Origin of the sequence: Actinoallomurus purpureus (assembly GCF_024055795.1) — a bacterium.
Classification (GTDB): Bacteria; Actinomycetota; Actinomycetes; order Streptosporangiales; family Streptosporangiaceae; genus Actinoallomurus; species Actinoallomurus purpureus.
This window is the reverse complement of record NZ_JAMXMY010000019.1, coordinates 173,724-195,088: the sequence shown is the minus strand read 5'-3', so window position 1 is coordinate 195,088 and position 21,365 is coordinate 173,724. Positions and strand designations below refer to the sequence as shown.

Sequence of the window (21,365 nt, the reverse complement as noted above, 5' to 3'; positions counted from 1 at the left end):
GCCATCCTGGTGATCCTTTCCCGGAGATGGTGGGCGTGATGCGGCGAACGGTGCTGATGTTCGCGCTGGCCGGTGTCGCGGGTGCGGCGGCGGCCTGCGGCGGTGGCGGTGGGGCGAAGAGCCCGCCGCACGCCTCCTCCTCCTCCTCCTCGTCCGGCCGGGCGGCGGCGGGCGGCGCGAAGGACGGGCCGATCACGGTGGCGTTCGCCGGGGACGTCCACTTCAATGGGCGGCTCGCCGCACGCCTGGCCGATCCGGCCACCGCCCTCGGGCCCACGATCCCCGAGCTGACGCGCGCGGACCTCGCGATGGTCAACCTGGAGACCGCCATCACCACGCGGGGGAAGAAGGCGCCGAAGGAGTTCACGTTCCGGGCCCCGGCGAGCGCGTTCGGCGCGCTGCGGTCCGCCGGCATCGACGTGGTGACCATGGCCAACAACCACGCCATGGACTACGGAACGGTCGGCCTGCACGACTCCCTCGCCGCCATCAAGAAGACCGGATTCCCCACGGTCGGCATCGGCGCGAACGCCGCCCAGGCGTACCGGCCCTACTACGTGACGGTGAAGGGCGACCGGATCGCGGTGCTCGGCGCCACCCAGGTCCTCGACGACAACCTGGTCACCGCCTGGACGGCGACCACGAAGAAGGGCGGCCTGGCCTCGGCCAAGAACGTCCCGCGCCTCGTCAAGGAGGTACGCGCGGCGCGCCGCGCGGCCGACACCGTCATCGTCTACCTGCACTGGGGCCAGGAGAAGAAGCCCTGCCCGCTGCCCCAGCAGCGGACGCTGGCCCGCGCACTCGTCCGGGCGGGCGCCGACGTGGTCGTCGGCGGGCACGCCCACATCCCGCTCGGCGGCGGGTTCATGAAGGGCCGGTACGTCGACTACGGTCTCGGCAACTTCTTCTTCACCGCTCCCGACCGCAACGACCCCGACTCCGGCATCCTCGAGCTGACCCTGCGCAAGCGGAAGGTGCTGGGGGCCGAATGGAAGCCGGTGTTCATCACCAAGGGCGTGCCGCGGCTGCTCGGCGGCAGGGCGGCGACCCGGTCGCACACCAAGTGGGAGGGGCTGCGCCGCTGCAGCGGGCTCGCCGCCGCACCCTGATCAGGAGGAGCCGGCGATGAGGTCGCGGTACCACGCGTAGGAAGCGCGCGGGGTGCGTCGCTGGGTGGCGTAGTCGACGTGCACCAGGCCGAACCGCGGATGGTAGCCCTCGGCCCACTCGAAGTTGTCCAGCAGCGACCACACGTAGTACCCCCGCACGTCGATGCCGTCGCTCATCGCCGCCCGTACGGCCCCGACGTGGGCGTTCAGGAAGCCGATGCGGGCGGTGTCGTCCAGCGACTCGTCGTAGGAGCAGCCGCTCTCGGTGATGTACACCGGCGGTAGCGCGGAGCCGTAGCGGTCCCGGAGGTCGACCAGCAGCCGGTGCAGCCCGTCCGGGACGACCGGCCAGCCCATGCCGGTCGTCGGGAAGCCGGTCAGGTCGCGCATCGCGAACGGCAGCGCGTCGTCCTCCGAGGCGGCGATCCCGGTCGGGTTGTAGTAGTTCACGCCCAGCGCGTCGATGGGCGTCGCGATGACCTCCAGGTCGCCGTCGCGGACGTGGGACAGGTCCAGCCCGAGGTCGGGGTGGCGGCCGAGCAGGATCGGGTCGGTGAACTGCCAGTTCAGCAGGTTGTCGAAGGCCACCGCAGCCCCGGCGTCGTCCGGAGAGTCGCTCACCGGCCAGGCCGGGGTGTAGTGGTTGGCGATCCCGATCCGGTCCGCTCCGGCGTCGCGCAGGGCGGTGGCGGCGAGGCCGTGGCCGAGGAGCTGGTGGTGGGCGGTGGGCAGCGCGTCGAGCATGAGCGCCTGTCCCGGCGCGTAGATCCCGAAGGCGTAGCCGTACGCCATGACGACCATCGGCTCGTTGAGCGTGATCCACAGGTCGACGCGGTCGGCCAGCCGCTCGGCGACGATCGCGGCGTACTCGGCGAAGCGGTGGGCGGTGTCGCGGTTCATCCAGCCGCCGGTGTCCTCCAGCGGCTGGGGAAGGTCCCAGTGGTACAGCGTGGGCACGGCCGCCACCCCGCGTTCGGCGAGGCCGTCGACGAGCCGGTCGTAGAAGTCCAGGCCCTTGGGGTTGGCCGCACCGCTGCCGGTTGGCTGGACGCGGGGCCAGGCGATGGAGAAGCGGTACGCCCGCGCGCCCAGCCCGGCGACCAGGTCGAGGTCCTCGGCCCAGCGGTGGTAGTGGTCGCACGCGACGTCGCCGGTGTGCCCGTCGCGGACGCGGCCGGGCTCCCGGCAGAAGGTGTCCCACGTGGACGGGCCCCGGCCGTCCTCCGCCGTCGCACCCTCGATCTGGTACGCCGACGTCGAGACGCCCCATTGGAAGTCAGAGGGGAACACGGGCGGCCTCCGCTGAACGTGAACGGATCTCGGATCCTACGCGCCGGTATCCCCGTCGTAAAAGGCATGATTGGACGTGTGACGACGGATAGCTCGGCGCTGCGCCGCCGACCTGCGCAACGACGGAGTGCCGAACGCGTCCAGCGCATGCTGGACGCCTGTGCGGAGATCCTCGACGAGTCCGGGTACGACGGCCTGTCCACTACCAAGATCGCCCAACGCGCGGACGTCGCGATCGGCTCCGTCTACCAGTTCTTCCCCGACAAGAAGGCGATCGCGCAGGAGCTCGCGCTGCGCAACCTGGACATCTTCGGCGACCGGGTGGCGGAGGCGCTCGCCGGGGATCGGTACACGCACTGGTACGACGCCGTCGGCACGGTGATCGAGATCTTCGTCGACATGCACCGTACGGTCCCGGGCTTTCGCGTGCTGCGCTTCGGAGACATCGCCGACGTCCACCTGCTCGACGTCGCGGCCGAGAACAACGCCGTCGTCGCGAATCGGCTGAAGGCGCTGCTCGTCAGGGCGTTCGACCTCCCGGACAACGGGGACTTCGCCCGCGCCCTGGCCGTCTCCGTCGAGGCGGCGGACGCCGTCCTCAAACTGGCGTTCCGCCACGACCCCGACGGGGACCCGGCACTGCTGGCCGAGGTGGAGCGCCTGATCCACGGATACCTGGCGGACCATCTCGGCGATCGATGACGACGCGGGCCCGGCCTCGACGGACGAGGCCGGGCCCGCGCGACGCCTGAGCCGTGGTCACGAGGCCGGGACGTGACCTCATCGGTCGTACGCTCCCGGGCGCGTGTGCCGACCACGGCGCCCGGCCCGGGCCGTGGCGTCAGCGACCCGGGCCGGGACGTCGCGTCAGCGGCGGAGGAGCCGCCAGGCGCCGGGCAGCAGCCCGGCGGCGAGGGCCACCTTGATCGCGTCGCCGATGAGGAACGGCCGGACGCCCATCGAGAGCGCCCCGCCCAGGTCGCTGTGGGTCCAGGCCATCAGCCAGGGCACCCCGACCGCGTAGATCACGGCGAGGCCGACCGCCATCGTGCCCACGGTCCGCAGCGGCGACCGGTCGCCGCCGCGCGCGGCCAGGGCGCCCACGACGGCCCCCGCCAGCACGAAACCGAGGATGTACCCGAACGACGCCATGTGCCAGCCGGAGGCACCCTGGGCGAACCACGGCACGCCGACCATTCCGGCGAGCGCGTACAGCACCATGGAGGCGGCACCGCGACCGAGGCCGAGCGCCGCCCCGGACAGCAGCACGGCGAACGTCTGGCCGCTCACCGGCACGGGGGTTCCGGGGATGGGCACGCTCACCTGCGCGGCGATCCCGACGAACACCGCCGCTCCGACGACGAGCGCGATGTCACGGACCAGCCGGCCCGGCACCAGGTCGCCGAGAACGGCCGGACGGGTTGCCACAGCCTGCGTGTTGGACACGTCGAACCTCCCTTTCGAGGGTTATAGCGCTCATTGTCCCTTCCGGGAGCCGCTGTGGGCGGGCGGCGGCTCCGCCAAAAGATGGCACCCCCGCTTTGTAAGCCCTCGTGGTCGGCGCCTCGTCGCGGACCGCTGAAGGTCAGAGCCAGCCCTGGCGCTGCGCCGCGCGTACGGCTTCGATGCGGTTCCGAGCCCCGGTCTTGCGAATCGCCGCGGACAGGTAGTTGCGGACCGTGCCCTCCGACAGGTGCAGCTTCCGCGCCACGTCACCGATGGTGGAGCCGTCGGCCGCCGCGGCCAGCGCCTCGCGTTCGCGGGGGGACAGAGGATTCGGGCCGGCGCTCAGCGCGGCGGCAGCGAGCGCCGGGTCGATCACGCGCTCGCCGGCCAGCACCCGCCGGATCGCGGACGCCAGCTCCCGCGCCGGACTGTCCTTGACCAGGAAGGCCGACGCACCCGCCTCCATGGCGCTGCGCAGGTAGCCCGGACGGCCGAACGTCGTCAAGATGATCACTCGGCACTCCGGCAGTGCCGTGCGCAGCGCGCCGGCCGTGTCGATGCCGTTCCGGCCGGGCATCTCGATGTCGAGCAGTGCCACGTCGGGTCGCGTTCGTGCGGCGACGGTCAGGGCCTCGTCGCCGTCGGCGGCCTCGCCGACCACCTCGATGTCGTCCTCGAGGTTCAGCAGGGTGGCGAGCGCGCCCCGGACCATGCCCTGATCCTCGGCCAGCAGTACGCGAATCATCCCACGACCCCTTTGAGCACCCGATGACCTTCTCACGCAGACGGCGGCGGCGCGTCGAGAGGAGCGCGCACGATCAGCCGGAAACCACCGTGCGGCGTGGGCCCGGACTCGATCGACCCGCCGGCCCGGGCCACGCGCTCGCCGAGCCCGGCCAGCCCGTTCCCGCAGCCGCCCGCCGCATCGTCACCGGCGGCGGGTCCCGACCCGTCGTCGGTGATCTGCAGGACGGCGTCGGCGCCCCGCCGGGTGACGGAGATGCCGGCGGTACGGGCGCGGGAGTGACGGACGACGTTGGTGACCCCTTCGCGGACCGCCCAGGCGAACAGTTCGTCGAGCCCTTCCGTAAGGGGCGTCCCGGACGTGGTGATGGACGGCTCGATGTCGGCGGCGGCCAGCACACCGCGGGCGTTGTCGAGTTCTTCGGCGAGGCTGCGCCGCCGGTAGCCGCTCACCGCCGCGCGGACGTCCGTCAGCGCCTGCCGGGCCACCGTCTCGATGTCCCTCATCTCGCCGAGGCTCTTGGCGGGGTCGCGGTCGGCGATGCGCACCGCCACCTCGCTCTTCAGCACGATCAGCGACAGCGTGTGGCCGAGCAGGTCGTGCAGGTCGCGCGCGATGCGCAGCCGCTCCTCGTTCGCGGCCAGCCGGGCCACCTCGCCGCGTGCCTCCTGCAGTTGCGCGATCAGCATCCGGCTGGCCCGGAAGCCCAGCATCATCAGGCCGATGGTCAGCGTCTCGAACGTCAGAAGGGCCAGGGTGGCGCCGGGCGCGTGCCCCACCATGCACAGCACCGCGGTCAGCGCGGTGGCGGCCACCACGCCGCGCACCGCCCACCGGGACGGAAGCACCATCGCGTAGCCGACGCCCAGGTAGATGCAGAGCCCGATCCACTGCGAGCCGAACAGCACCGGGTAGCCGATCGCCATCGCGGTGGCGATGGCCAGCAGCACCGACGCGCGCGCGGTGATGTCGTCGGTCGCGGGGTGGTTGCTGGCCGCGAGCGCGATGAAGACCACCACGAAGGACAGCAGGGCGGCGAGCAGGCCCGAGATACGGGCCGCGGACCCGCCGTGCCGGAGGATGTCGCCCAGCGGCCAGATGAGGAGGTAGACCAGGCCGAGGGACATCCACATCAACCGGCGCCAGCGGGGTTGGTCCGTCGTCCGATCGGCGTCCTGCGGGGCCAGGAGATTCATCTCAGCCACGAACAGTAGCGCGGCGGTAGGCCCCGATGGCCAGTGCGCCGAGCACGATCGCCCAGCCGGCGAGCACGAGGCCGTCCGAAGCGGGCGGCACATGACCGCCGACGACGCTCCAGCCGAGTCCGGCGAACCGGTTGGACGGCAGCCAATGGGCGACGTGGCGCAGAGTCGCGGGGAGAGTCTGCACCGGCATCCAGAGGCCGCCGAGGATCGACAGCCCGAAGTAGCAGATCAGGGTCACCGGCTGCGCGGCGTCCGGGCCGACGAGCGAGCCGACCAGCGTGCCGAGGGCCGCGAACGGCAGCGTCCCGAGCCACATCAGAGCGATCATCCCGCCCCACTCGGCGGGTGACAGGTGCACGTGCTGCGTCAGCACCGCGGCGAGACCGACCACGATGACCGACGGCAGCGCGAGGCACATCGACGCGATGATCTTTACCGTGATCACCGCCCAGGGGCGGAGCGGAGTGATCTGCAACTGCCGCAGCCAGCCGCTCTGCCGCTCTGCCGCGAGCCGGCTGCCGGTCGTCGTCAGGGCCGCCCCGAGGGCGCCGTACGAGGCCATCGACACCATCAGATAGGTCCGGGTGTTCAGACCCGTGCCGCCGACCGTGCCGTCGGCCTTGCCGAAGACGTTCGCCCACAGCAGGTAGAACACGACCGGGACGGCCATGGTGAAGAAGACGAAGCGCCGGTCGCGGAACGTGCGCCGGATCTCCACGCCCAGGTAGCGAAGCATCGCGGTCCTTCCAGGTCAGTTGTCGTGGGTGAGGGACAGGAACGCCTCTTCCAGGTCGGCGCCCCTGACCTCGAGGTCGGTGACGCGAAGGCCCGTGGCGTACAGCGCCTGGACCGTCGCGTCCGGGGACGTCGTCCGCAACTGCGCGACCGAGCCGCGGATCTCAACGCCGGTCACGCCGGGCAGGGCGTCGAGCCCGGCCGTGGGCTGGTCGCCGATCGTGAACCGGACGGTGCCGGTCCCGACCGCCGCCTTGATCTCGTTCGGGGTGCCGTCCGCGACGACCCGGCCCCGGGCGACGACGATGACCCGGTCGGCGTTCTCGTCCGCCTCCTCCAGGTAGTGGGTGGCGAACAGGATCGTGCGGCCGGTCGCCGCGTACTCGCGCATGCTCCCCCAGAACGACCGGCGGGACTCGACGTCCATCGCCGCGGTGGGTTCGTCCAGCACGAGCAGGCGGGGAGCCCCGGCGATCGCGATCGCGAACCGTACCCGCTGCGCCTGCCCGCCGGAGAGCCGGTCGGCCCGGCGCCCGGCGAGGTCGGTGAGGCCCGCCAGGGCGAGGATCTCCTCCAGCGGCATCGGGTCGGGGTACAGGCCACGGATGAAGGAGACGACCTCGCGGACGGTCAGCCCGGGGACGAGCGTGCCGTCCTGCAGCATCGCGCCGACCCGGCCCTGTTTGACGGCGGTGTCGGGGCTGTCGCCGAAGACGCGGATCTCGCCCGCCGACGGCCGTACGAGACCGAGCAGCATTCCGATGGAGGTGGACTTCCCGGCTCCGTTCGGGCCGAGCAGCGCGACGGTGCTGCCGGCGTCGATCGTGAGGTCCAGCCCCTCGACGGCGCGGACCGGCCCGTAGCTCTTGGACACCCCGGTGAAGGCGATTGCGTTCATGCCCAGAACGTTAGATTCGCGCCGGTCAGCGCCCTAGTGTGCTCGATCCTCGCTTCGCGATGACATTTGTCATCGCCGGTCCGATGACCGAGGTCGTACGAGTCCCTTGTCGTAGGCGAAGATCACCAACTGCACCCGGTCGCGGGCGTGCAGCTTCGTCATGATCCGATGCACGTACGTCTTGGCGGTGGCGGGGCTGAGGTGCAGCTTGGCGGCGATCTCCTCGTTCGTGAGGCCGATGGCGATCTGCACCAGTACCTCCCGCTCCCGGTCGCTCAGCACGTCGAGGTCCTTGCCGCCGGCCTCCGGCTGCTGCGGCTGAGCGGCGAACTCCTTGAGCACCCGCCGGGTCAGCCCCCGGCCCAGCAGCGCCTCCCCGGAGGCGACCACCCGGATCGCGTCCAGGAGATCGTCCGGATCGGTGTCCTTGAGCAGGAACCCGCCGGCTCCCGCCCGGAGGGCGCCGAAGATGTACTCGTCGTGCTCGAACGTCGTGAGGATCAGGATGTGCACGTCGGACAGCGCCGGGTCGGACGTGATCCGGCGGGTGGCCTCGATGCCGTCCATGCCGGGCATCCGGATGTCCATGAGGACGACGTCCGGGATCGTGGCCCGGGCCATCTCGACGGCGCGGGTGCCGTCGGCCGCCTCGGCCACCACGTGCATGTCCTCGGTGGAGTCGATGAGCATCCGGAACCCCGCCCGTACGGTCGTCTGGTCATCGGCCAGCAGGACACGAATCGTCATCGGGATGCCTCCTTCAGCGGCAGACGCGCGTGTACGCGGAATCCGCCGCCGGGCAGCGCCGTGGTGTCCAGGCGGCCGCCGGTGGCGGTGACGCGTTCGCGCATGCCCTGGATGCCGATGCCGTCACCTTCGCTGAAGGTGGCGTCAGCGCCGTCGTTCACGACGGTGACATCCAGGTAATCGTTTGCGCAGATGACGGCGACGATCACCTTGGTGACGCCCTCCGCGTGCCGGGTGATGTTGGTCAGGCTCTCCTGGACGATCCGGTAGACCGTGAAGCCGATGATCGCCGGGATCTCCCGCCTGATCACGTCATGTTTCATCGTGATCGGCAGGCCGCTCATGCGGGCCTGCTCGATGAGCGTGCAGAGGTCGTCGAGGCCGCGTTCCGGGGCCTTGAGCGGTTCGGTGCCCTCCCGTAGCAGGCTCAGTGTGCTGCGGATCTCCCGCAGCGCCGAGTTGCTCACCCCGCTGATCGTCCGCAGCGCGTCCCGTCCCGCCGCCGGGTCACGCTCGATGATCCGGGAGGTGACCGACGACAACACGCTGATCGACATGAGTGCGTGGCCGACGATGTCGTGCAGTTCCCGGGCGATGCGCACCCGCTCCTCCGCGACCCTGCGCCGCGCCTCCTCCTCGCGTCCGCGTTCGGCGCGTTCGGCGCGTTCCTCGACATACCGGACGCGCGCCCTCTGCGTCCGAACCCACGCGCCGGCGAGGACCGCGAGCACCACCCAGCCGAGTACCTGGACGTTCTTCAGGGTGTACGACGGGATGCGCTCGGACACCTGGGCGGCGAAGAACCCGGCCAGGATCGTCAGGACCGCCGCAGCCAGCGCCATGCCGCGGGTGCAGTAGCGGCCCACCGCATAGAGTGCGACGAGGGTCGCCGGCGTCACGGGGTAGGAACGCCTCGTGAGCACCGCCAGCACCGCTGTCAACAGAAGACAACCGGCGAGCGTCACCCTGGGGAAGCGTTTCTTCGCCAGCAGCAGGGTGGCGTTCAGTGTGCCGAGACCGATCGCGAGTGGCATATTGCCACTCCTGTGAATGTAGGGAATGAAGGCGGCGAACACTCCGGCCGACAGAATGATGTCGGCCGGACTCACGGGCCCCCCGGCCCTCAGTGCCGGCCTCCTCACAGCCACATTCCGATCATCGGTCGATACTTGCCTTGTCAACCCCAAAAAAGGGCAAAGCCGCAGGTCAACCGGGGGTGTACGGGGAAGTGTCAACCCAGGGTGGACGGAATGCCGTCTCCGTCTCACATAACGTAGCTACTGCAAGAACACGGACCACCATATACGGCTGACGCGTCGCGATGAATTGGGGGATTCAACGGGGGACGCGACGCGACGGCCGGATCCGCAGGCTTGGATCTGTACCCGTCCAAGCCGCAGGAAGGTGAACGTCCGCGGGTCGAGCTTCTTTGGGGGAAGGGGCCTACCCGCGGGCGTTCACTCCTTTTCGGGCCGGAGTCCGCAGCGGGGCGCTCAGACGCCCGCGAGAACCTCGTACCGCACCGGGATCACTCCGGACAGCACCCCGCCGACCGCCCGCATCGCCGCGGTGGACAGGTCCAGGCACCGGCCCGGGACGAACGGCCCCCGGTCGTTGATCCGTACGACGACGGATCGAGCATTGCTCATGTTGATGACGCGGACCCGCGACCCCATCGGCAGCGTACGGTGGGCCGCCGTGAGCGCCTCCGGATCGAACGGCGCGCCGCTCGCGGTCGCCGTGCTCGCGCCGTAGTACGACGCCTCACAGTTCCCGCCGGCCACGACCCTCTTTCTCGGCGTCCGGCGCGTCCTCTTCCGTGCCGCCCGGTGCCGCGCCGCCCGAGCCCGGACCGGACTGCGGCGGGATGCCCGGCTCGCCCGCCCGGGGATCGCAGGCGGGGCCGCGGGAACGGCGGCCGCCCCGACGTCCGCCCGAGGCGCGGACCGGCCGGATCCGATCAGCGTCGCGACGGTCGCGGCGAGCGTGGCGGCGGCCAACCCGGCGACCGCGAGGAGGCCGGAGCAGAGGCGCGTGGATCGGGGAACCTGGCGATGTCGGCCGGCAGTACCCACGGACCGTCCTTCGGTAGGGGACAGGACATCGAGCTCCGGCCGGAAGACGGCCCGGAGCTCGAACGGCGCGGAACCCGGAGATCCCACGCACGAGTCCCCGACGATAGGCGGCCACGCACCGTGATCGCGGGTAACTCGCCGTTTTCGATGGGTGTCCCACCGAACGGATCCGGGGTGAGGTGACTCCTACTCGGCGCCGCCGTCCGCGATCGCCGCGCGGACCTCCGCGTGGCGTTCCGCCAGTTCGCGTTCGTGCCGGGCCCGGTCGACCTCCTCGGCGATCTCCTCGTCCTGCCTCATCAGCTGGACGAGGTCGCCCTTCGCGGCGTCGAGCACGCCCATGTCTGCGTACGCCTTCTGCACCTTGTCGCCCCACAGGCCGATGTCGCGGACGCACGGGACGATCCGGCTGAACAGCAGTGACTGGTACAGCGTGTAGACCGGCCCGTTGTCGACGTACTCCATGCACTCCTTGACCGGCATGCCGAGGTTCTCGAAGATTTCCTTGCCCTTGAACCGGTCGCGCATCAGGTAGCAGCCCTCGACGACGAACTCCTCGCGATCCGCCCGCTCCTTTTCCGTGAGCTCGGCGTAGTAGTCCTTCAGCGCCAGCCGCCCGAACGCGACGTGCCGCGCCTCGTCCTGCATGACGTACGCGAGGAGCTGCTTGACCAGCGGGTTGGTCGACATGTCGCGGTAGAGGCCGAAGGATGCCAGGGCCAGGCCCTCGATGAGCACCTGCATGCCGAGGTACGGCAGGTCCCAGCGGCCGTCGGTGAGCGACTCCTCCAGCAGCTTCGCCAGGTCCTCGTTGATCGGGTAGTACAGGCCGAGCTTCTCGTCGACGAACTTCTTGTACAGCTCGACGTGCCGGGCCTCGTCCATGACCTGGGTCGCGGCGTAGAACTTCGAGTCGAGGTCGGGCACCGACTCGACGATCCGCGCGGACACGGTCAGCGCGCCCTGCTCGCCGTGCAGGAACTGGCTGAACAGCCAGGCGCCCTGATGCCGGCCGAACTCGTCGCGTCCCTCCTGCGGCATGCGCTCCCAGACGTCGGAGCCGACGAGCGGGTTGAACTCGTCCGGCAGCCCGGCGACGTTGTTCACGTCGACCGGAACATCCCAGTCGATGCGCTTCTGGGCGTCCCACTGCTTGTCCTTGCCCTTCTGGTACAGGGACAGCAGACGGTCACGGCCGTCGTCGTACTCCCAGGTGAACCGCGCGGCGCCCGCGGCGGGCACGTCCCAGGTGCCGTCGGGGACGGGCATGGTGTAGCGGTCGCGCATCGTCATCGAGGCCTCCTGGGGGATCGGCTTTACATTTGTTCGTAGCACGTAAAGCAGCCCCCGCCAAGGCCGTCCGCCGAACATTCCCCCCGAACCCGGGCACCCGTCACCCCGTACGCCCACCGGCGACGAGTCCGGCCCCCGGGCACCCGCCGCCCCGAACCCGCGCACCCGCCGCGCCGCCCCGTACGCCCGCCACAGACAACCCCGAGCCCCCGCCGCCGAGCTGCGGCTTCCGCCGGGGCCTGCCTTCCCCACCCCTCCGTTGAGTTTGGGATAATCGCCCATCCAAGCTCCTTCAGAACGGCGATTTTCCCAAGGTCAACGGTGGCCGCGCTGCCAGAGGGCGGTGCGGACGTCGTCGATGATCGATTCCGGTCGCCGGAAAAGTGTCTTTGCGTCGTACTTCAAATGGATCCACCCGGCGACGGCGAATTGATCATCTCGTCCGAGGTCTTCGTGATATTGGCTTCCGCGCGGCGGAAGGGGCCGTTCCGCAGATGCGGGGGGATCGCACTCAGTCGGGGCGCGAGCGCGGACTGTAACGAATCTCCGGATCGTCCGCCCACCGGGCGCTCCTCGCTCTCGTTGACTTTGGGAAAGTCGCCCTTCCGTGGACCGCCGAAACGGCGTTTTTCCCAAAGTCAACGCAGGAGATGGCGGGGTCGGCGAGCCTCACGGTTCCCGGGCGGTGCCCGGTGCCGCGAGGCGGCGGGGGCTGGACACGGGGGCTGAGAGTCGACGGCGGGGCTTGAGCCGGGTCAGACGCGCGCCGGGTCAGACGCGCGCCGGGTCAGACGCGCGCCGGGTCGGACGCGGGCGGGTCAGACACGGGGGGGGTCGGACGCGGGCGGGGTCAGGCGCGGGCGGGGTCAGGGGTGGCGGGCGGCGTGGTAGACGGCGGCCATGTCCTCGTCGCCGTGGCCGAGCTCGACGGCACGGCGCATCTGGTCGCGTACGGCCTCGGCGACCCGAGGTGCCGCCCCGGCGGACCGCCCGTCCGAGGCGACCAGGGCGGCGTCCTTGGCGGCGCTGACCGTCTTGAAGCTCGGCGCGAGCTCCCCGGCGATGATCGCCTTGCCCTTCATCTGGGCGTACTGCGAGTCGAGACCTCCGCCCGCGATCGTCTCCAGGAAGAGCCGGGGGTCCAGTCCGAAGGCCTCCGCCAGGGCGATCGCCTCACCGGTGGCCGTGGTCAGCGCGAGGACCCAGCTGTTCAGGACGAGCTTCAACCGGGACGCCTCGGTGCCGTCGCCCAGCCATACCGTCCGGGAACCGATCACGTCGAAGACCCGCTCCGCGCGCTCGTCGTGGGGGCCGGCGGCGAGGACGACGAGGGCCCCGTCCTCGGCGGGCTTGCGGGTGCCGAGGACCGGACAGTCGATGAAGGTGACGTCGCGCTTGCGGGCCAGTTCCGCGAGACGGTCCACCGCCTCGGCGCCGACCGTGCTCATCTGTGCCCAGACCGCGTCCTCCTCCATGGCCGGGAGCACGCCGGCCATCACGTTCTCGACGGTCTCGCCGTCGTGGAGCATCGTGACGACGACATTCGCGCCGTCGGCGGCCTCAGCGGGCTCGTCGCACACGCGTGCGCCGTCCGCCGCGAGAGGCTCCGCCTTCGCCCGGGTGCGGTTCCACACGCGTACCGCGAGACCGGCGCGCAGCAGGTTGCGGGCGATCGGCTCGCCCATGATCCCGGTTCCGAGTACGGCGACGGTGAGCTCGTCCATGGCGTCTCCTCTACCCAGGCCGCGAGGCATCGATCCGGGTTAGACCGTTATTTCCCGTTTCGGAGTTTCAAGCCGAGAGGCGTCGGGCGAGCTGCCCGGCGGTCCGGCGCATGATGGGCACGACCTCCTCGATCACCTCGTGGGTGAGGCGGCCGTGCGGCCCGGACACCGAGATGGCGGCCGGCGTGGGTGTGTCGATCACCGGGACGGCGACGCACCGCACCCCGACCTCCTGCTCCTGCTCGTCGAGGGCGTAGCCGCGCTGCCGGATGCGCGCCAGCTCCTCCATCAGCACGGCGGGGTCCGTGATGGTGTGCGGCGTGTACGCGGGCATGCCGGTACGGGCGATGATCTCCCGCACCGTCGGCTCCGGCAGCTGCGCCAGGAGGGCCTTGCCCACGCCCGTGCAGTGCGGCAGGACGCGCCGGCCGACCTCGGTGAACATGCGCATCGAGTGCCGTGAGGGCACCTGCGCGACGTACACCGCCTCGTCGCCCTCCAGCAGCGCCATGTTGGCCGTCTCACCGACCTCGTCGACCAGCTGGGCGAGCACCGGCCGCGCCCACGAGCCGAGCAGGCGTTCCGCGGTCTCCCCGAGCCGGATCAGCCGGGGACCGAGCGCGTACCGCTTGGACGGCTCCTGGCGGACGTAGCCCCGGTTCACCAGTGTCCGCATCAGCCGGTAGATGGTGGGCATGGGCAGCCCGGACACCTCGGCGAGTTCGGTGAGGGCCAGCTGACCGCCCGCGTCGGCCAGGTGGTCGAGCAGTTCGAAGGCGCGTTCCAGCGAGCGCACGCTCGACGCCGACCGCTCCACCCGTGCCGCCGGCGCCTCGGGGAGCGCGGCGGGCGGCTCTCCCTCGGCCGGGAGCACGGCCGGGAGCACGGCCGGCGGGTGAGCCGGCCCTCCCTCGGCGGAGAGGAACGGCTTCTCCTCGGGGGATGGACGGGCCGGTCCCCCCTCGGAAGGCATTACCGGCTCCTCGGTCGCCACGCGAACTCCTCTCGACGCCTGTCGGAAGTGTAGAAAGAATGTTCAGCTTCCCCGAAACGCTCGTCCGGCCGTGGTTACGCTCGGCGATCGTGCGGTAGTAGTGGGGAGCGATCACCTCACGGGCTCCCGGCCCGTCCCCCCGGAGGCCGACAGGCATCTGTGTGGGGAGACAGCGGTATGAAGGCGGTATCCAGGACCATTCTGACCGCCATCGGTACGGCCGCGATGACCGTTCCGGCGGTCGCGGGGGAGGTTCCGCTGCCGGGGTCGGCCCTGTCCGCCTCCGCGTTGACCGTGCCGGTGGCGCCCGTCCGCGATGTGCGCGTCGACGCCTCGGTCCGGGTCGTCTCGGTGACGCCCGGAGCGGTGGAGTACGCGGTGACGGTGCGGCCGGTCGGCGGTACGGCGATCGGCGTGCGCCTGATCCTGACGACCGTACGGCCGGCGGCCTGGGATCGTCCCGCGACGGCCTGCGCGGACACCCCGTCGGCGCCCGTGCTGCGCTGCGACCTCGGCGACCTGACCACGGCGCGTACGCTGCGCGTTCGGGTGCGTACCGGCGAGTCCCTCCCGATGGAGCCGCCCGTCACCGTGGAGGCGCGCGCGGCCAACGCCTCCCACGGCTCCGTGGTGGCGTTGCGGGCCGCCCGGCCTCCGGTCTCCGCGGCTCCGGTCACCCGGCCGGTCTCGGATCCTGCGGTGTCGGCCTCCGTGGCCCCCGAACCGAGCCCGTACGCGTCCGCCGCGCCGAACATCCCCGCGGCCGCGCCGACCGACGGCTCCGCGATCGGGGGATCTCCCGAGGCGTCACCTCAGGAGAGCACGTCGCCGGAGATGCCCGGCCTGTGGTCGCCGCTGGCGCAGGGCATGTCGGGGAGCGTCGCGCCCGCACCGGCCTCGCCGGAGGCGTCGGCGTCCACCCAACCGACCGCCGAACGTCCCGGATCGGCGTCCGGCTACGGAGACCCGGCGAGCGCCGGGCCATCCGGTGACGCGGGGACGCGGAGCAGGGCTCCGAAGGCGGTGCCACGCCGGGCGCCGCGCCTCCCGGCGCGAAGCGGCAGGAGCGGATCCCGGCCGGCGGCCGGAACGCGCGCCGCCGAAGCGAGCTCCGCCGCGGCTGTGCCCCCCGCTCAGGCACGGTCCTCGGTCGCGGCACCGGGCTCAGCGCCCGCTCGCACCGGGGTCCAGGCTCCCGGCTCGGCTCGTTCCCTGGCCGCGGCCCCAGGCTCGGCCTCGGCCGGCGCCCGGGTCCAGGCGGCGGATCCCGCTCGGCCCGCGGTCGCGGCGCCGGGCGCGGCGTCGCCTCGAACATCGGGCGCGGTCTCGCCACGGGTGTCGGATCCGGCATCGGCTCACGGCCAGGCCCTGGCTCCGGCCTCGGCCCACGCCCCGGTTTCCGTCCCGGCTCAGGCTCTGGGCGCGCCGTCCGCGCCTGGAGCGGCACGGTCCCGGGTGAAGGCCGCGCGGGCCGCCGAGTCCCTCAGATCGCCGAAGCACGCGCAGCCGGTCGCGCCGGTGCCACCGGCCGAACCCGTCGGGCCGGTCGGCGCCGCCGGGGCCGGCGCCGCCCTCGGGACCGGTGCGGACGGGGGCGCTCCGCCGGCGAGTGCGCCGGGACGGCCGTCCACGCCGGCCGCGATGCCGCTGCTGCCGAGTGTCGCCCCGGATCAGACCCCGGTGGCGTCCCGGCCAGACGGTCTTTCCGAGCTGACGGCCGTCGCGCCGGCCGACACGCTCCGGGATGGACATCGATCCTGGACGACCGCGCTCGGCATCGCGGTGGTCGCCGAGGCGCTCCTGCTGTGGCTCGCCGGCCTGATCATCGTGCGGCGGAACCACGTCACGCTGCCGTTCGGAAGGCGGGGACGGGCGGCCGGGCCGAAGGCTCCCGAGCCGACCCGCTGACCGAACGATTCGCCGCCGCCGCGTGCCGAAGGTCACTATTCTGTCGGCGGTTCACGGCGTGGATCGGGCCACGCCGTATCCGTCCCGTCGGACGGGACCTTCCGAGCTTTTCGTGATCACCCGGGCGCCACCCGAAAAACGTTCCCTCTCACGGTGATGGTTATTAGTCTTGCCTGATCGTCGAATTCGTTCACAGGGGAGCCGCAATGGCTGCGACGGGGATGACGTGTCCGAAGTGTTCCGCGGAGTGGGACGTTCGGACACGTAATGGAGTGATGATCGAGGAATGCGTCGGCTGCCACGGCGTCTTCCTGGATCGTGGGGAGCTGGAGCGTTTGATCGACGCCGAGAGTGACTACCTGGCCAAGTTCGATCCGACCGCCGATGACGCCGACGCGTCCTACCACGGCCGCCATCGTCGGGGGATCATGCATCAGATGTTCACGCCCGCCGAATAGCGCGGTCGGCGCTCGGGAGGCGTTCGGCCTCCCAGAGGTCGCGATAGGGGCCGGGTCGCTCGATGAGGTTCCGGCGGGTGCCACGCTGGACGATCCGGCCCCGGGGATCAGCCGAGCCAGCCGGGCCGGACCAGCCCGGATTCGTACGCCAGGACGACGAGCTGTGCGCGGTCGCGGGCGCGCAGTTTCGTGAGCACCCGGCTCACGTGCGTCTTCGCCGTCGCCGGGCTGACGACGAGCCTCGTGGCGATCTCGTCGTTGGACAGTCCCGCGGCGACGAGTTCGAGAACCTCGCGCTCGCGGTCGGTGAGGGCGTTCAGCTCGACGGACGGCGGCGGTTCCTTGATCCTCGCGGCGAACTCGCTGATCAGCCGGCGGGTCACCGACGGCGCGAGCAGGGCGTCGCCCCGCGCCGCGACGCGGACGGCGTGGATCAGCTCGAGCGGCTCGGTGTCCTTCACCATGAATCCGCTGGCACCGGCCTTCAGCGCGCTGTAGACGTAGTCGTCCAGGTCGAACGTCGTCAGGATCACGACCTTGACGTCGCGGAGCCGTTCGTCGGCGACGATCCGCCGGGTGGCCTCCAGCCCATCCAGCACGGGCATCCGGATGTCCATCAGGACGACGTCGGGCCGCTCGGCCGCCGCGAGGCGCACGGCCTCGGACCCGTCGCCGGCCTCGGCGATCACGCTGATGTCGTCCTCGTTGTCGAGGATCGAGCGGAACCCGGCCCGTACGAGCGTCTGGTCGTCGGCCAGCACGACCCTGATGGGGAAATGCACCCCCTAATCATCACATCACGGGCCCCATCACCGGGTAGCCGTCGCGCTCGGCGAGCGAAGGGACCGCCGCTCAGGCGACGAGTCGTGCCACCAACGGACGTTCGTGCTTCGGCAGGTCGGCCATGCCCCGACGGACGATGAGAGCGGCGGAGATGAGTACGCAGACACGGGCCGTCTCAACGGCGACATGGTCGACTTCACCGAGTTTCGCCTCATGAAGCCACGCGGACACGTCCGCCCATGAGTAGAGGCTGGCCTTCGGCCGTGCGACGCGGGGAGAGGGAAACCCGCCCGGTCCGCGATCACCCGTTATCCAGTACCGGGCCGAGGCAGCGGTGACCTTCGCGCGCTCGGCGATGTCCTCGGCCGTCACCAGATCCTCGGTGACACCGATCGCCGTCATCCCGGCCTTCTCAACGTCCATGACCGCGGAGATGATCGCTTGCACCGCGTCGTCGGCCTCTCGAGAGAACATGATCGCGCCACCGTCCTCTCCGGCCTGGATCGTGGCGTCGATGCGGTCGGCGGCCGCCAGCATCTCTCCCAGGGCCTCGGCATGTTCGTCGGTGACAGGACCGGCCACATTGACGTCGAACCAGTACACGTTCACTTGTCCTCCTCACTGCCGGAGCAGGTGTGCGGACACCGCGTCAAAATCCGCTGGATCTTCTTGGCCTCATGCTCCGGGACCTTCGGCGTACCGTAGATCATGAGGGGCGCACAGCCATCCTGCCCTCCTGGGCAGAAGGCCTTCGCGTAGGTGTGGGCATGCCCGGAAGCAATGACGATGCGCCATCCAGCAGCCTCTAAGTCGCGGATTGCCGCGAGGATTTCTTTGGCCGGCATGTTGCGTACTGTACAACTACAGTTGTGCCCAGGAAAACTCCGTCCATTCATCGGTCCGGCGGAGACGGTGGGTCGGCGGGGGCGAGGGGGAGGGAGGCGTGGACGAGGAAGCCGCCGCCGGGGCGGTTGGCGGCGGTGAGGGCGCCGCCGACGGTGGCGGCGCGCTCGCGCATGCCGCGGATGCCGTTGCCCTCGGCGGCGGCGTGGCCGCGGCCGTCGTCGGCGATCTCCACCGCGACGCGATCCGGGTCGTACCTCACGAGCACGGTGGCGGTCGCCGAGCCCGCGTGCCGTACGGCGTTGGTGAGCGCCTCCTGGATGATGCGGTAGGCGGTCAGGTCGACCGGCGACGGCAGCGGCACGCGGTCGCCGGAGATCGTGAGGTCGACGGGAAGCCCGGCGCTCTTCGTGTGGGAGATCAGCTCGTCCAGGTGGTCGAGTGACGGCGCGGGCGCGAGCGGCTGGGCCTCGTCGACCTGGCGGAGCACGCCGAGCGTCGTGCGCAGTTCCCGCAGCGTCTCCTTGCTCGCGTCCTTGATCGCGCTGAGCGCGGCGTACGCCTGGTCGGGGTCGCGGCGGTGCAGGGCCGCTCCGGCCTGCACGTTGATGAGTGAGATCTTGTGCGCGAGGACGTCGTGCAGCTCGCGGGCGATGCGCAGCCGCTCCTCGGTGGCCCGCCGCAGGGCCTCCTCCTCACGGGTGCGTTCCGCCTCGGCGACCCGCCGCCGGGCCTCGTCGAGGTAGGCGCGGTGGTAGCGCGTGACCTCGCCGGCGATGACGACGACCAGCGCCCACGCCAGCACGCCGAGGAAGCGGAAGACGTTTGGCGGCCCGATGAGGAACTCGGCCCCGGCGAAGACCGACAGCCCCGCCGCCGTGCCGACGTACGCGGCGACCCGTTGGCCCTGTGCGGCGGCCAGGTAGGAGGCGACCGCGAACGTCAGCATCTCCATGCCGTCCGGGAACGGGCCGATGTAGTAATAGGCGGTCGAGACGCCGGCGACCGTGGTCGCGAGGACGGGGGCCCGTCGGCGAAAGGCCAGCGCGACGAGGCCGACGGCCATCATCAGGAACGCCCGGACGTGCACGAAGTGAAGGCCCCCGGCGCTCCAGATCGTGCTGACCGCCACGATCACGCCGACGATCGCGGCGAGCAGGATGTCGGCGCGTTGCCCGCTGGGCAGCCGGGGCTTTGTCACGTCTCGCACCGTAGTCCAGCCGCCCGGTTGTCACTCCGGTGACAACGACGCTCCGGCGAATGTGGTGTGCGAGGCAAGTAGCGGCTTCACGCCCTGCGATAGCTTCACGCGGTCACGATGATCACGGGTGGTGTCGGCCTTGGCGGCCGTGGCGAGGCAGGGAGTGCGGGCATGGCACTGAACGGTCGCCGTCTCGAGCCCAGATCTCTCGACGAACCGCTCATCGCGTCGGTGGCCCGCCGGGCGGCCGAGACGCCGTCCGTGCCGGCCTTCACATTCGTCGACTACACCGCCGACCCGGCGGGCGAACGGCAGGAACTCACCTGGGGGCAGGTGCACCGGCGGGCGCGGGCCGTCGCCGCCCGGCTGCGCGAGGTCGCCGAACCCGGGGAGCGCGTCGCGCTGCTCATGCCGCAGAGCCTCGAGTATCTGACGACGATGATCGGCGCGATGTACGCCCGGCTCATCGCCGTTCCGCTGTTCTCCCCGGACCTGCCGGGCCACGCCGACCGGCTGATCCGCGCGTACGGTGACGCGGACCCGTCCGTGGCCGTGACCACGACCGCCGCGCTGCCGCAGGTGGAACGGTTCATCGACGAGCAGAGCGCGCCGCGTCCGAAAGAGGTCGTCCTCGCCGACGCCGTCGACGTCTCGCTCGCCGCCGCGTGGACGGCCGAGGAGATCGCTCCGGACGACGTCGCGTACCTGCAGTACACCTCGGGGTCGACCCGTGCGCCGGCCGGCGTGCAGATCACCCACCGGAACATCACCGCGAACGCGCTGCAGGTGTGGAACGGCTACGAGGTGCGGCCACGCGAGACCGTCGGCGTCAGCTGGCTGCCGCTGTTCCACGACATGGGCCTGATCCTGGCGCTGGCCCTTCCGGTGGTGCACGGCAACCACCTGGTCCTCACCGACCCGGTGGCGTTCGTGATGGAGCCGCTGCGCTGGCTGGAGCTGTTGTCCGAGCACGACGACGTGATCACCGCGGGGCCGAACTTCGCGTACGAGTACTGCGCCTCCCGGGTCACCGAGGAGGAGAAGGCCGACCTGCGGCTCGGCGGCGTGCGGGTCGCGCTGAACGGCGCGGAGCCGATCCGGCCGGACACCGTCAAGGGCTTCGCCGACGCGTTCGGCGGGGCCGGGCTGCGCTCCGATGCGCAGTCCCCCGCGTACGGCCTGGCCGAGGCCACGGTCTACGTCGCCAGCAAGACGCGGGGCGAGCCGAGGTTCACCGCCTTCGACCGGGCGGCGCTGGCCGAGGGCGCGGCGCGGCCGGGTACGGACGCCGTCCTGGTCTCCTGCGGCGCGCCGACCGGCCAGTTCGTCGCCATCGTCGAGCCCGCGACACGGGTCGAACTGCCGGACGGGCGGGTCGGCGAGATCTGGGTCAACGGGCCGAACGTCTCTCCCGGGTACTGGCGCAATCCGGACAAGACCGCCGAGGTGTTCGGTGCCGTGCTGGAGGACCCGGCCGACGGGTTGCCCGCCGAGGGCTGGCTGCGCACCGGCGACCTCGGCGTCGTTCACGAGGGCGAGCTGTACGTCACCGGCCGGATCAAGGACCTCATCATCGTCGACGGCCGCAATCACTATCCACAGGATGTGGAGGTCAGCGCGCAGCAGGCGCACGAGGGGATCAGACGCGACCACGTGGCGGCGTTCGCCGTCTCCGGCGAGGACGGCGATCGGGTCGTGATCGTCGCCGAGCGCGGCCGGCGCGGGAAGGGCGTCCCCGCCGAGGAGGTCGCGCGTGCGGTACGGAGCGCCGTGAGCGCCACCCACGAGCTCCGGGTGGACGACTTCCTGCTCGTCGAGCCGGGCGGGGTCCCGCGTACGTCCAGCGGCAAGATCGCGCGGAGTGCCTGCCGGGAGCGGTACCTGGCAGGGACGCTGCCCGTCATCCGGTAA

The 21,365-nt window shown here is 71.2% G+C and carries 21 protein-coding genes; 5 read left to right on the top strand and 16 right to left on the bottom strand.

Annotated features, from left to right (window positions below; genetic code table 11):
* Positions 1–38 precede the first annotated feature (38 nt).
* Positions 39–1,109, top strand: a complete 1,071-nt coding sequence (locus NE236_RS30750; protein WP_252845693.1) for a CapA family protein — start codon at positions 39–41, stop codon at positions 1,107–1,109.
* On the opposite strand, the gene NE236_RS30745 is transcribed toward NE236_RS30750, so the two are convergent.
* Positions 1,110–2,399 carry a GH1 family beta-glucosidase gene (locus NE236_RS30745; protein ID WP_252845692.1) on the bottom strand — a complete coding sequence of 430 codons (1,290 nt, stop codon included), beginning with the start codon at positions 2,397–2,399 and terminating at the stop codon, positions 1,110–1,112.
* A gap of 78 nt (positions 2,400–2,477) precedes the next feature.
* On the opposite strand from NE236_RS30745, the gene NE236_RS30740 reads away from it, so the two are divergent.
* Complete coding sequence (locus NE236_RS30740; RefSeq protein WP_252845691.1) at positions 2,478–3,101, top strand: TetR/AcrR family transcriptional regulator; 624 nt, start codon at positions 2,478–2,480, stop codon at positions 3,099–3,101.
* A 165-nt stretch (positions 3,102–3,266) separates the two neighbouring features.
* Here NE236_RS30740 and NE236_RS30735 read toward each other — a convergent pair whose 3' ends face one another.
* The 11 genes from NE236_RS30735 to NE236_RS30685 all read right to left on the bottom strand — a co-directional run bounded on the left by NE236_RS30735 (position 3,267) and on the right by NE236_RS30685 (position 14,063).
* Positions 3,267–3,845 carry a biotin transporter BioY gene (locus NE236_RS30735; protein ID WP_252845690.1) on the bottom strand — a complete coding sequence of 193 codons (579 nt, stop codon included), beginning with the start codon at positions 3,843–3,845 and terminating at the stop codon, positions 3,267–3,269.
* A 139-nt stretch (positions 3,846–3,984) separates the two neighbouring features.
* On the bottom strand, positions 3,985–4,590 hold the full coding sequence (locus NE236_RS30730; RefSeq protein WP_252845689.1) for a response regulator transcription factor: 606 nt from the start codon (positions 4,588–4,590) through the stop codon (positions 3,985–3,987).
* A 32-nt stretch (positions 4,591–4,622) separates the two neighbouring features.
* Positions 4,623–5,786 carry a sensor histidine kinase gene (locus NE236_RS30725; RefSeq protein ID WP_252845721.1) on the bottom strand — a complete coding sequence of 388 codons (1,164 nt, stop codon included), beginning with the start codon at positions 5,784–5,786 and terminating at the stop codon, positions 4,623–4,625.
* A gap of 1 nt (position 5,787) precedes the next feature.
* Positions 5,788–6,531 (bottom strand): ABC transporter permease, encoded by a 744-nt coding sequence (locus NE236_RS30720; RefSeq protein ID WP_252845688.1) that lies wholly within the window; start codon positions 6,529–6,531, stop codon positions 5,788–5,790.
* Positions 6,532–6,546: 15 nt separating this feature from the next.
* Positions 6,547–7,428 (bottom strand): ABC transporter ATP-binding protein, encoded by an 882-nt coding sequence (locus NE236_RS30715; RefSeq protein ID WP_252845687.1) that lies wholly within the window; start codon positions 7,426–7,428, stop codon positions 6,547–6,549.
* Between the two features lie 69 nt (positions 7,429–7,497).
* On the bottom strand, positions 7,498–8,175 hold the full coding sequence (locus NE236_RS30710; protein WP_252845686.1) for a response regulator transcription factor: 678 nt from the start codon (positions 8,173–8,175) through the stop codon (positions 7,498–7,500).
* Positions 8,172–9,209, bottom strand: a complete 1,038-nt coding sequence (locus NE236_RS30705) for a sensor histidine kinase (protein ID WP_252845685.1) — start codon at positions 9,207–9,209, stop codon at positions 8,172–8,174. Before NE236_RS30705 ends, NE236_RS30710 begins: the two co-directional genes overlap by 4 nt.
* Before the next feature lie 459 nt (positions 9,210–9,668).
* Positions 9,669–9,959, bottom strand: a complete 291-nt coding sequence (locus NE236_RS44745; RefSeq protein ID WP_252845684.1) for a septal ring lytic transglycosylase RlpA family protein — start codon at positions 9,957–9,959, stop codon at positions 9,669–9,671.
* Between the two features lie 477 nt (positions 9,960–10,436).
* Complete coding sequence (locus NE236_RS30695; protein ID WP_252845683.1) at positions 10,437–11,543, bottom strand: ferritin-like domain-containing protein; 1,107 nt, start codon at positions 11,541–11,543, stop codon at positions 10,437–10,439.
* An 866-nt stretch (positions 11,544–12,409) separates the two neighbouring features.
* A complete protein-coding gene (locus NE236_RS30690) occupies positions 12,410–13,267 on the bottom strand; it encodes an NAD(P)-dependent oxidoreductase (RefSeq protein ID WP_252845682.1) in 858 nt (285 codons plus the stop codon).
* Positions 13,268–13,334: 67 nt separating this feature from the next.
* On the bottom strand, positions 13,335–14,063 hold the full coding sequence (locus tag NE236_RS30685) for an IclR family transcriptional regulator (RefSeq protein WP_252845720.1): 729 nt from the start codon (positions 14,061–14,063) through the stop codon (positions 13,335–13,337).
* 375 nt (positions 14,064–14,438) lie between these two features.
* On the opposite strand from NE236_RS30685, the gene NE236_RS30680 reads away from it, so the two are divergent.
* Together NE236_RS30680 and NE236_RS30675 are read left to right on the top strand one after the other, a co-directional pair.
* Complete coding sequence (locus NE236_RS30680) at positions 14,439–16,169, top strand: hypothetical protein (RefSeq protein WP_252845681.1); 1,731 nt, start codon at positions 14,439–14,441, stop codon at positions 16,167–16,169.
* A gap of 206 nt (positions 16,170–16,375) precedes the next feature.
* Entirely contained in the window at positions 16,376–16,627 is a 252-nt protein-coding gene (locus NE236_RS30675) for a TFIIB-type zinc ribbon-containing protein (RefSeq protein WP_308209174.1), read from the top strand.
* 107 nt (positions 16,628–16,734) lie between these two features.
* On the opposite strand, the gene NE236_RS30670 is transcribed toward NE236_RS30675, so the two are convergent.
* The 4 genes from NE236_RS30670 to NE236_RS30655 form a co-directional block, all read right to left on the bottom strand.
* A complete protein-coding gene (locus NE236_RS30670) occupies positions 16,735–17,409 on the bottom strand; it encodes a response regulator (RefSeq protein WP_252845679.1) in 675 nt (224 codons plus the stop codon).
* 70 nt (positions 17,410–17,479) lie between these two features.
* Positions 17,480–18,019: a hypothetical protein gene (locus NE236_RS30665; protein ID WP_252845678.1), complete on the bottom strand. Its 540-nt coding sequence runs from the start codon at positions 18,017–18,019 to the stop codon at positions 17,480–17,482.
* On the bottom strand, positions 18,016–18,255 hold the full coding sequence (locus NE236_RS30660; RefSeq protein ID WP_252845677.1) for a hypothetical protein: 240 nt from the start codon (positions 18,253–18,255) through the stop codon (positions 18,016–18,018). Before NE236_RS30660 ends, NE236_RS30665 begins: the two co-directional genes overlap by 4 nt.
* Before the next feature lie 47 nt (positions 18,256–18,302).
* Complete coding sequence (locus tag NE236_RS30655) at positions 18,303–19,454, bottom strand: sensor histidine kinase (protein ID WP_252845676.1); 1,152 nt, start codon at positions 19,452–19,454, stop codon at positions 18,303–18,305.
* A gap of 171 nt (positions 19,455–19,625) precedes the next feature.
* Here NE236_RS30655 and NE236_RS30650 point away from each other — a divergent pair, with 171 nt between their 5' ends.
* A complete protein-coding gene (locus NE236_RS30650) occupies positions 19,626–21,365 on the top strand; it encodes a fatty acyl-AMP ligase (protein ID WP_252845675.1) in 1,740 nt (579 codons plus the stop codon).

Bases quoted from the DNA above. Each gene is read 5' to 3' on its own strand.
- NE236_RS30650 (WP_252845675.1), top strand. From the start codon at position 19,626: ATGGCACTGAACGGTCGCCGTCTCGAGCCCAGATCTCTCGACGAACCG.
- NE236_RS30660 (WP_252845677.1), bottom strand. From the start codon at position 18,255: ATGCCGGCCAAAGAAATCCTCGCGGCAATCCGCGACTTAGAGGCTGCT.
- NE236_RS30750 (WP_252845693.1), top strand. From the start codon at position 39: ATGCGGCGAACGGTGCTGATGTTCGCGCTGGCCGGTGTCGCGGGTGCG.
- NE236_RS30730 (WP_252845689.1), bottom strand. From the start codon at position 4,590: ATGATTCGCGTACTGCTGGCCGAGGATCAGGGCATGGTCCGGGGCGCG.
- NE236_RS30680 (WP_252845681.1), top strand. From the start codon at position 14,439: ATGAAGGCGGTATCCAGGACCATTCTGACCGCCATCGGTACGGCCGCG.
- NE236_RS30710 (WP_252845686.1), bottom strand. From the start codon at position 8,175: ATGACGATTCGTGTCCTGCTGGCCGATGACCAGACGACCGTACGGGCG.
- NE236_RS30695 (WP_252845683.1), bottom strand. From the start codon at position 11,543: ATGACGATGCGCGACCGCTACACCATGCCCGTCCCCGACGGCACCTGG.
- NE236_RS30715 (WP_252845687.1), bottom strand. From the start codon at position 7,428: ATGAACGCAATCGCCTTCACCGGGGTGTCCAAGAGCTACGGGCCGGTC.
- NE236_RS30675 (WP_308209174.1), top strand. From the start codon at position 16,376: ATGGCTGCGACGGGGATGACGTGTCCGAAGTGTTCCGCGGAGTGGGAC.
- NE236_RS30705 (WP_252845685.1), bottom strand. From the start codon at position 9,209: ATGCCACTCGCGATCGGTCTCGGCACACTGAACGCCACCCTGCTGCTG.
- NE236_RS30720 (WP_252845688.1), bottom strand. From the start codon at position 6,531: ATGCTTCGCTACCTGGGCGTGGAGATCCGGCGCACGTTCCGCGACCGG.
- NE236_RS30690 (WP_252845682.1), bottom strand. From the start codon at position 13,267: ATGGACGAGCTCACCGTCGCCGTACTCGGAACCGGGATCATGGGCGAG.
- NE236_RS30725 (WP_252845721.1), bottom strand. From the start codon at position 5,786: ATGAATCTCCTGGCCCCGCAGGACGCCGATCGGACGACGGACCAACCC.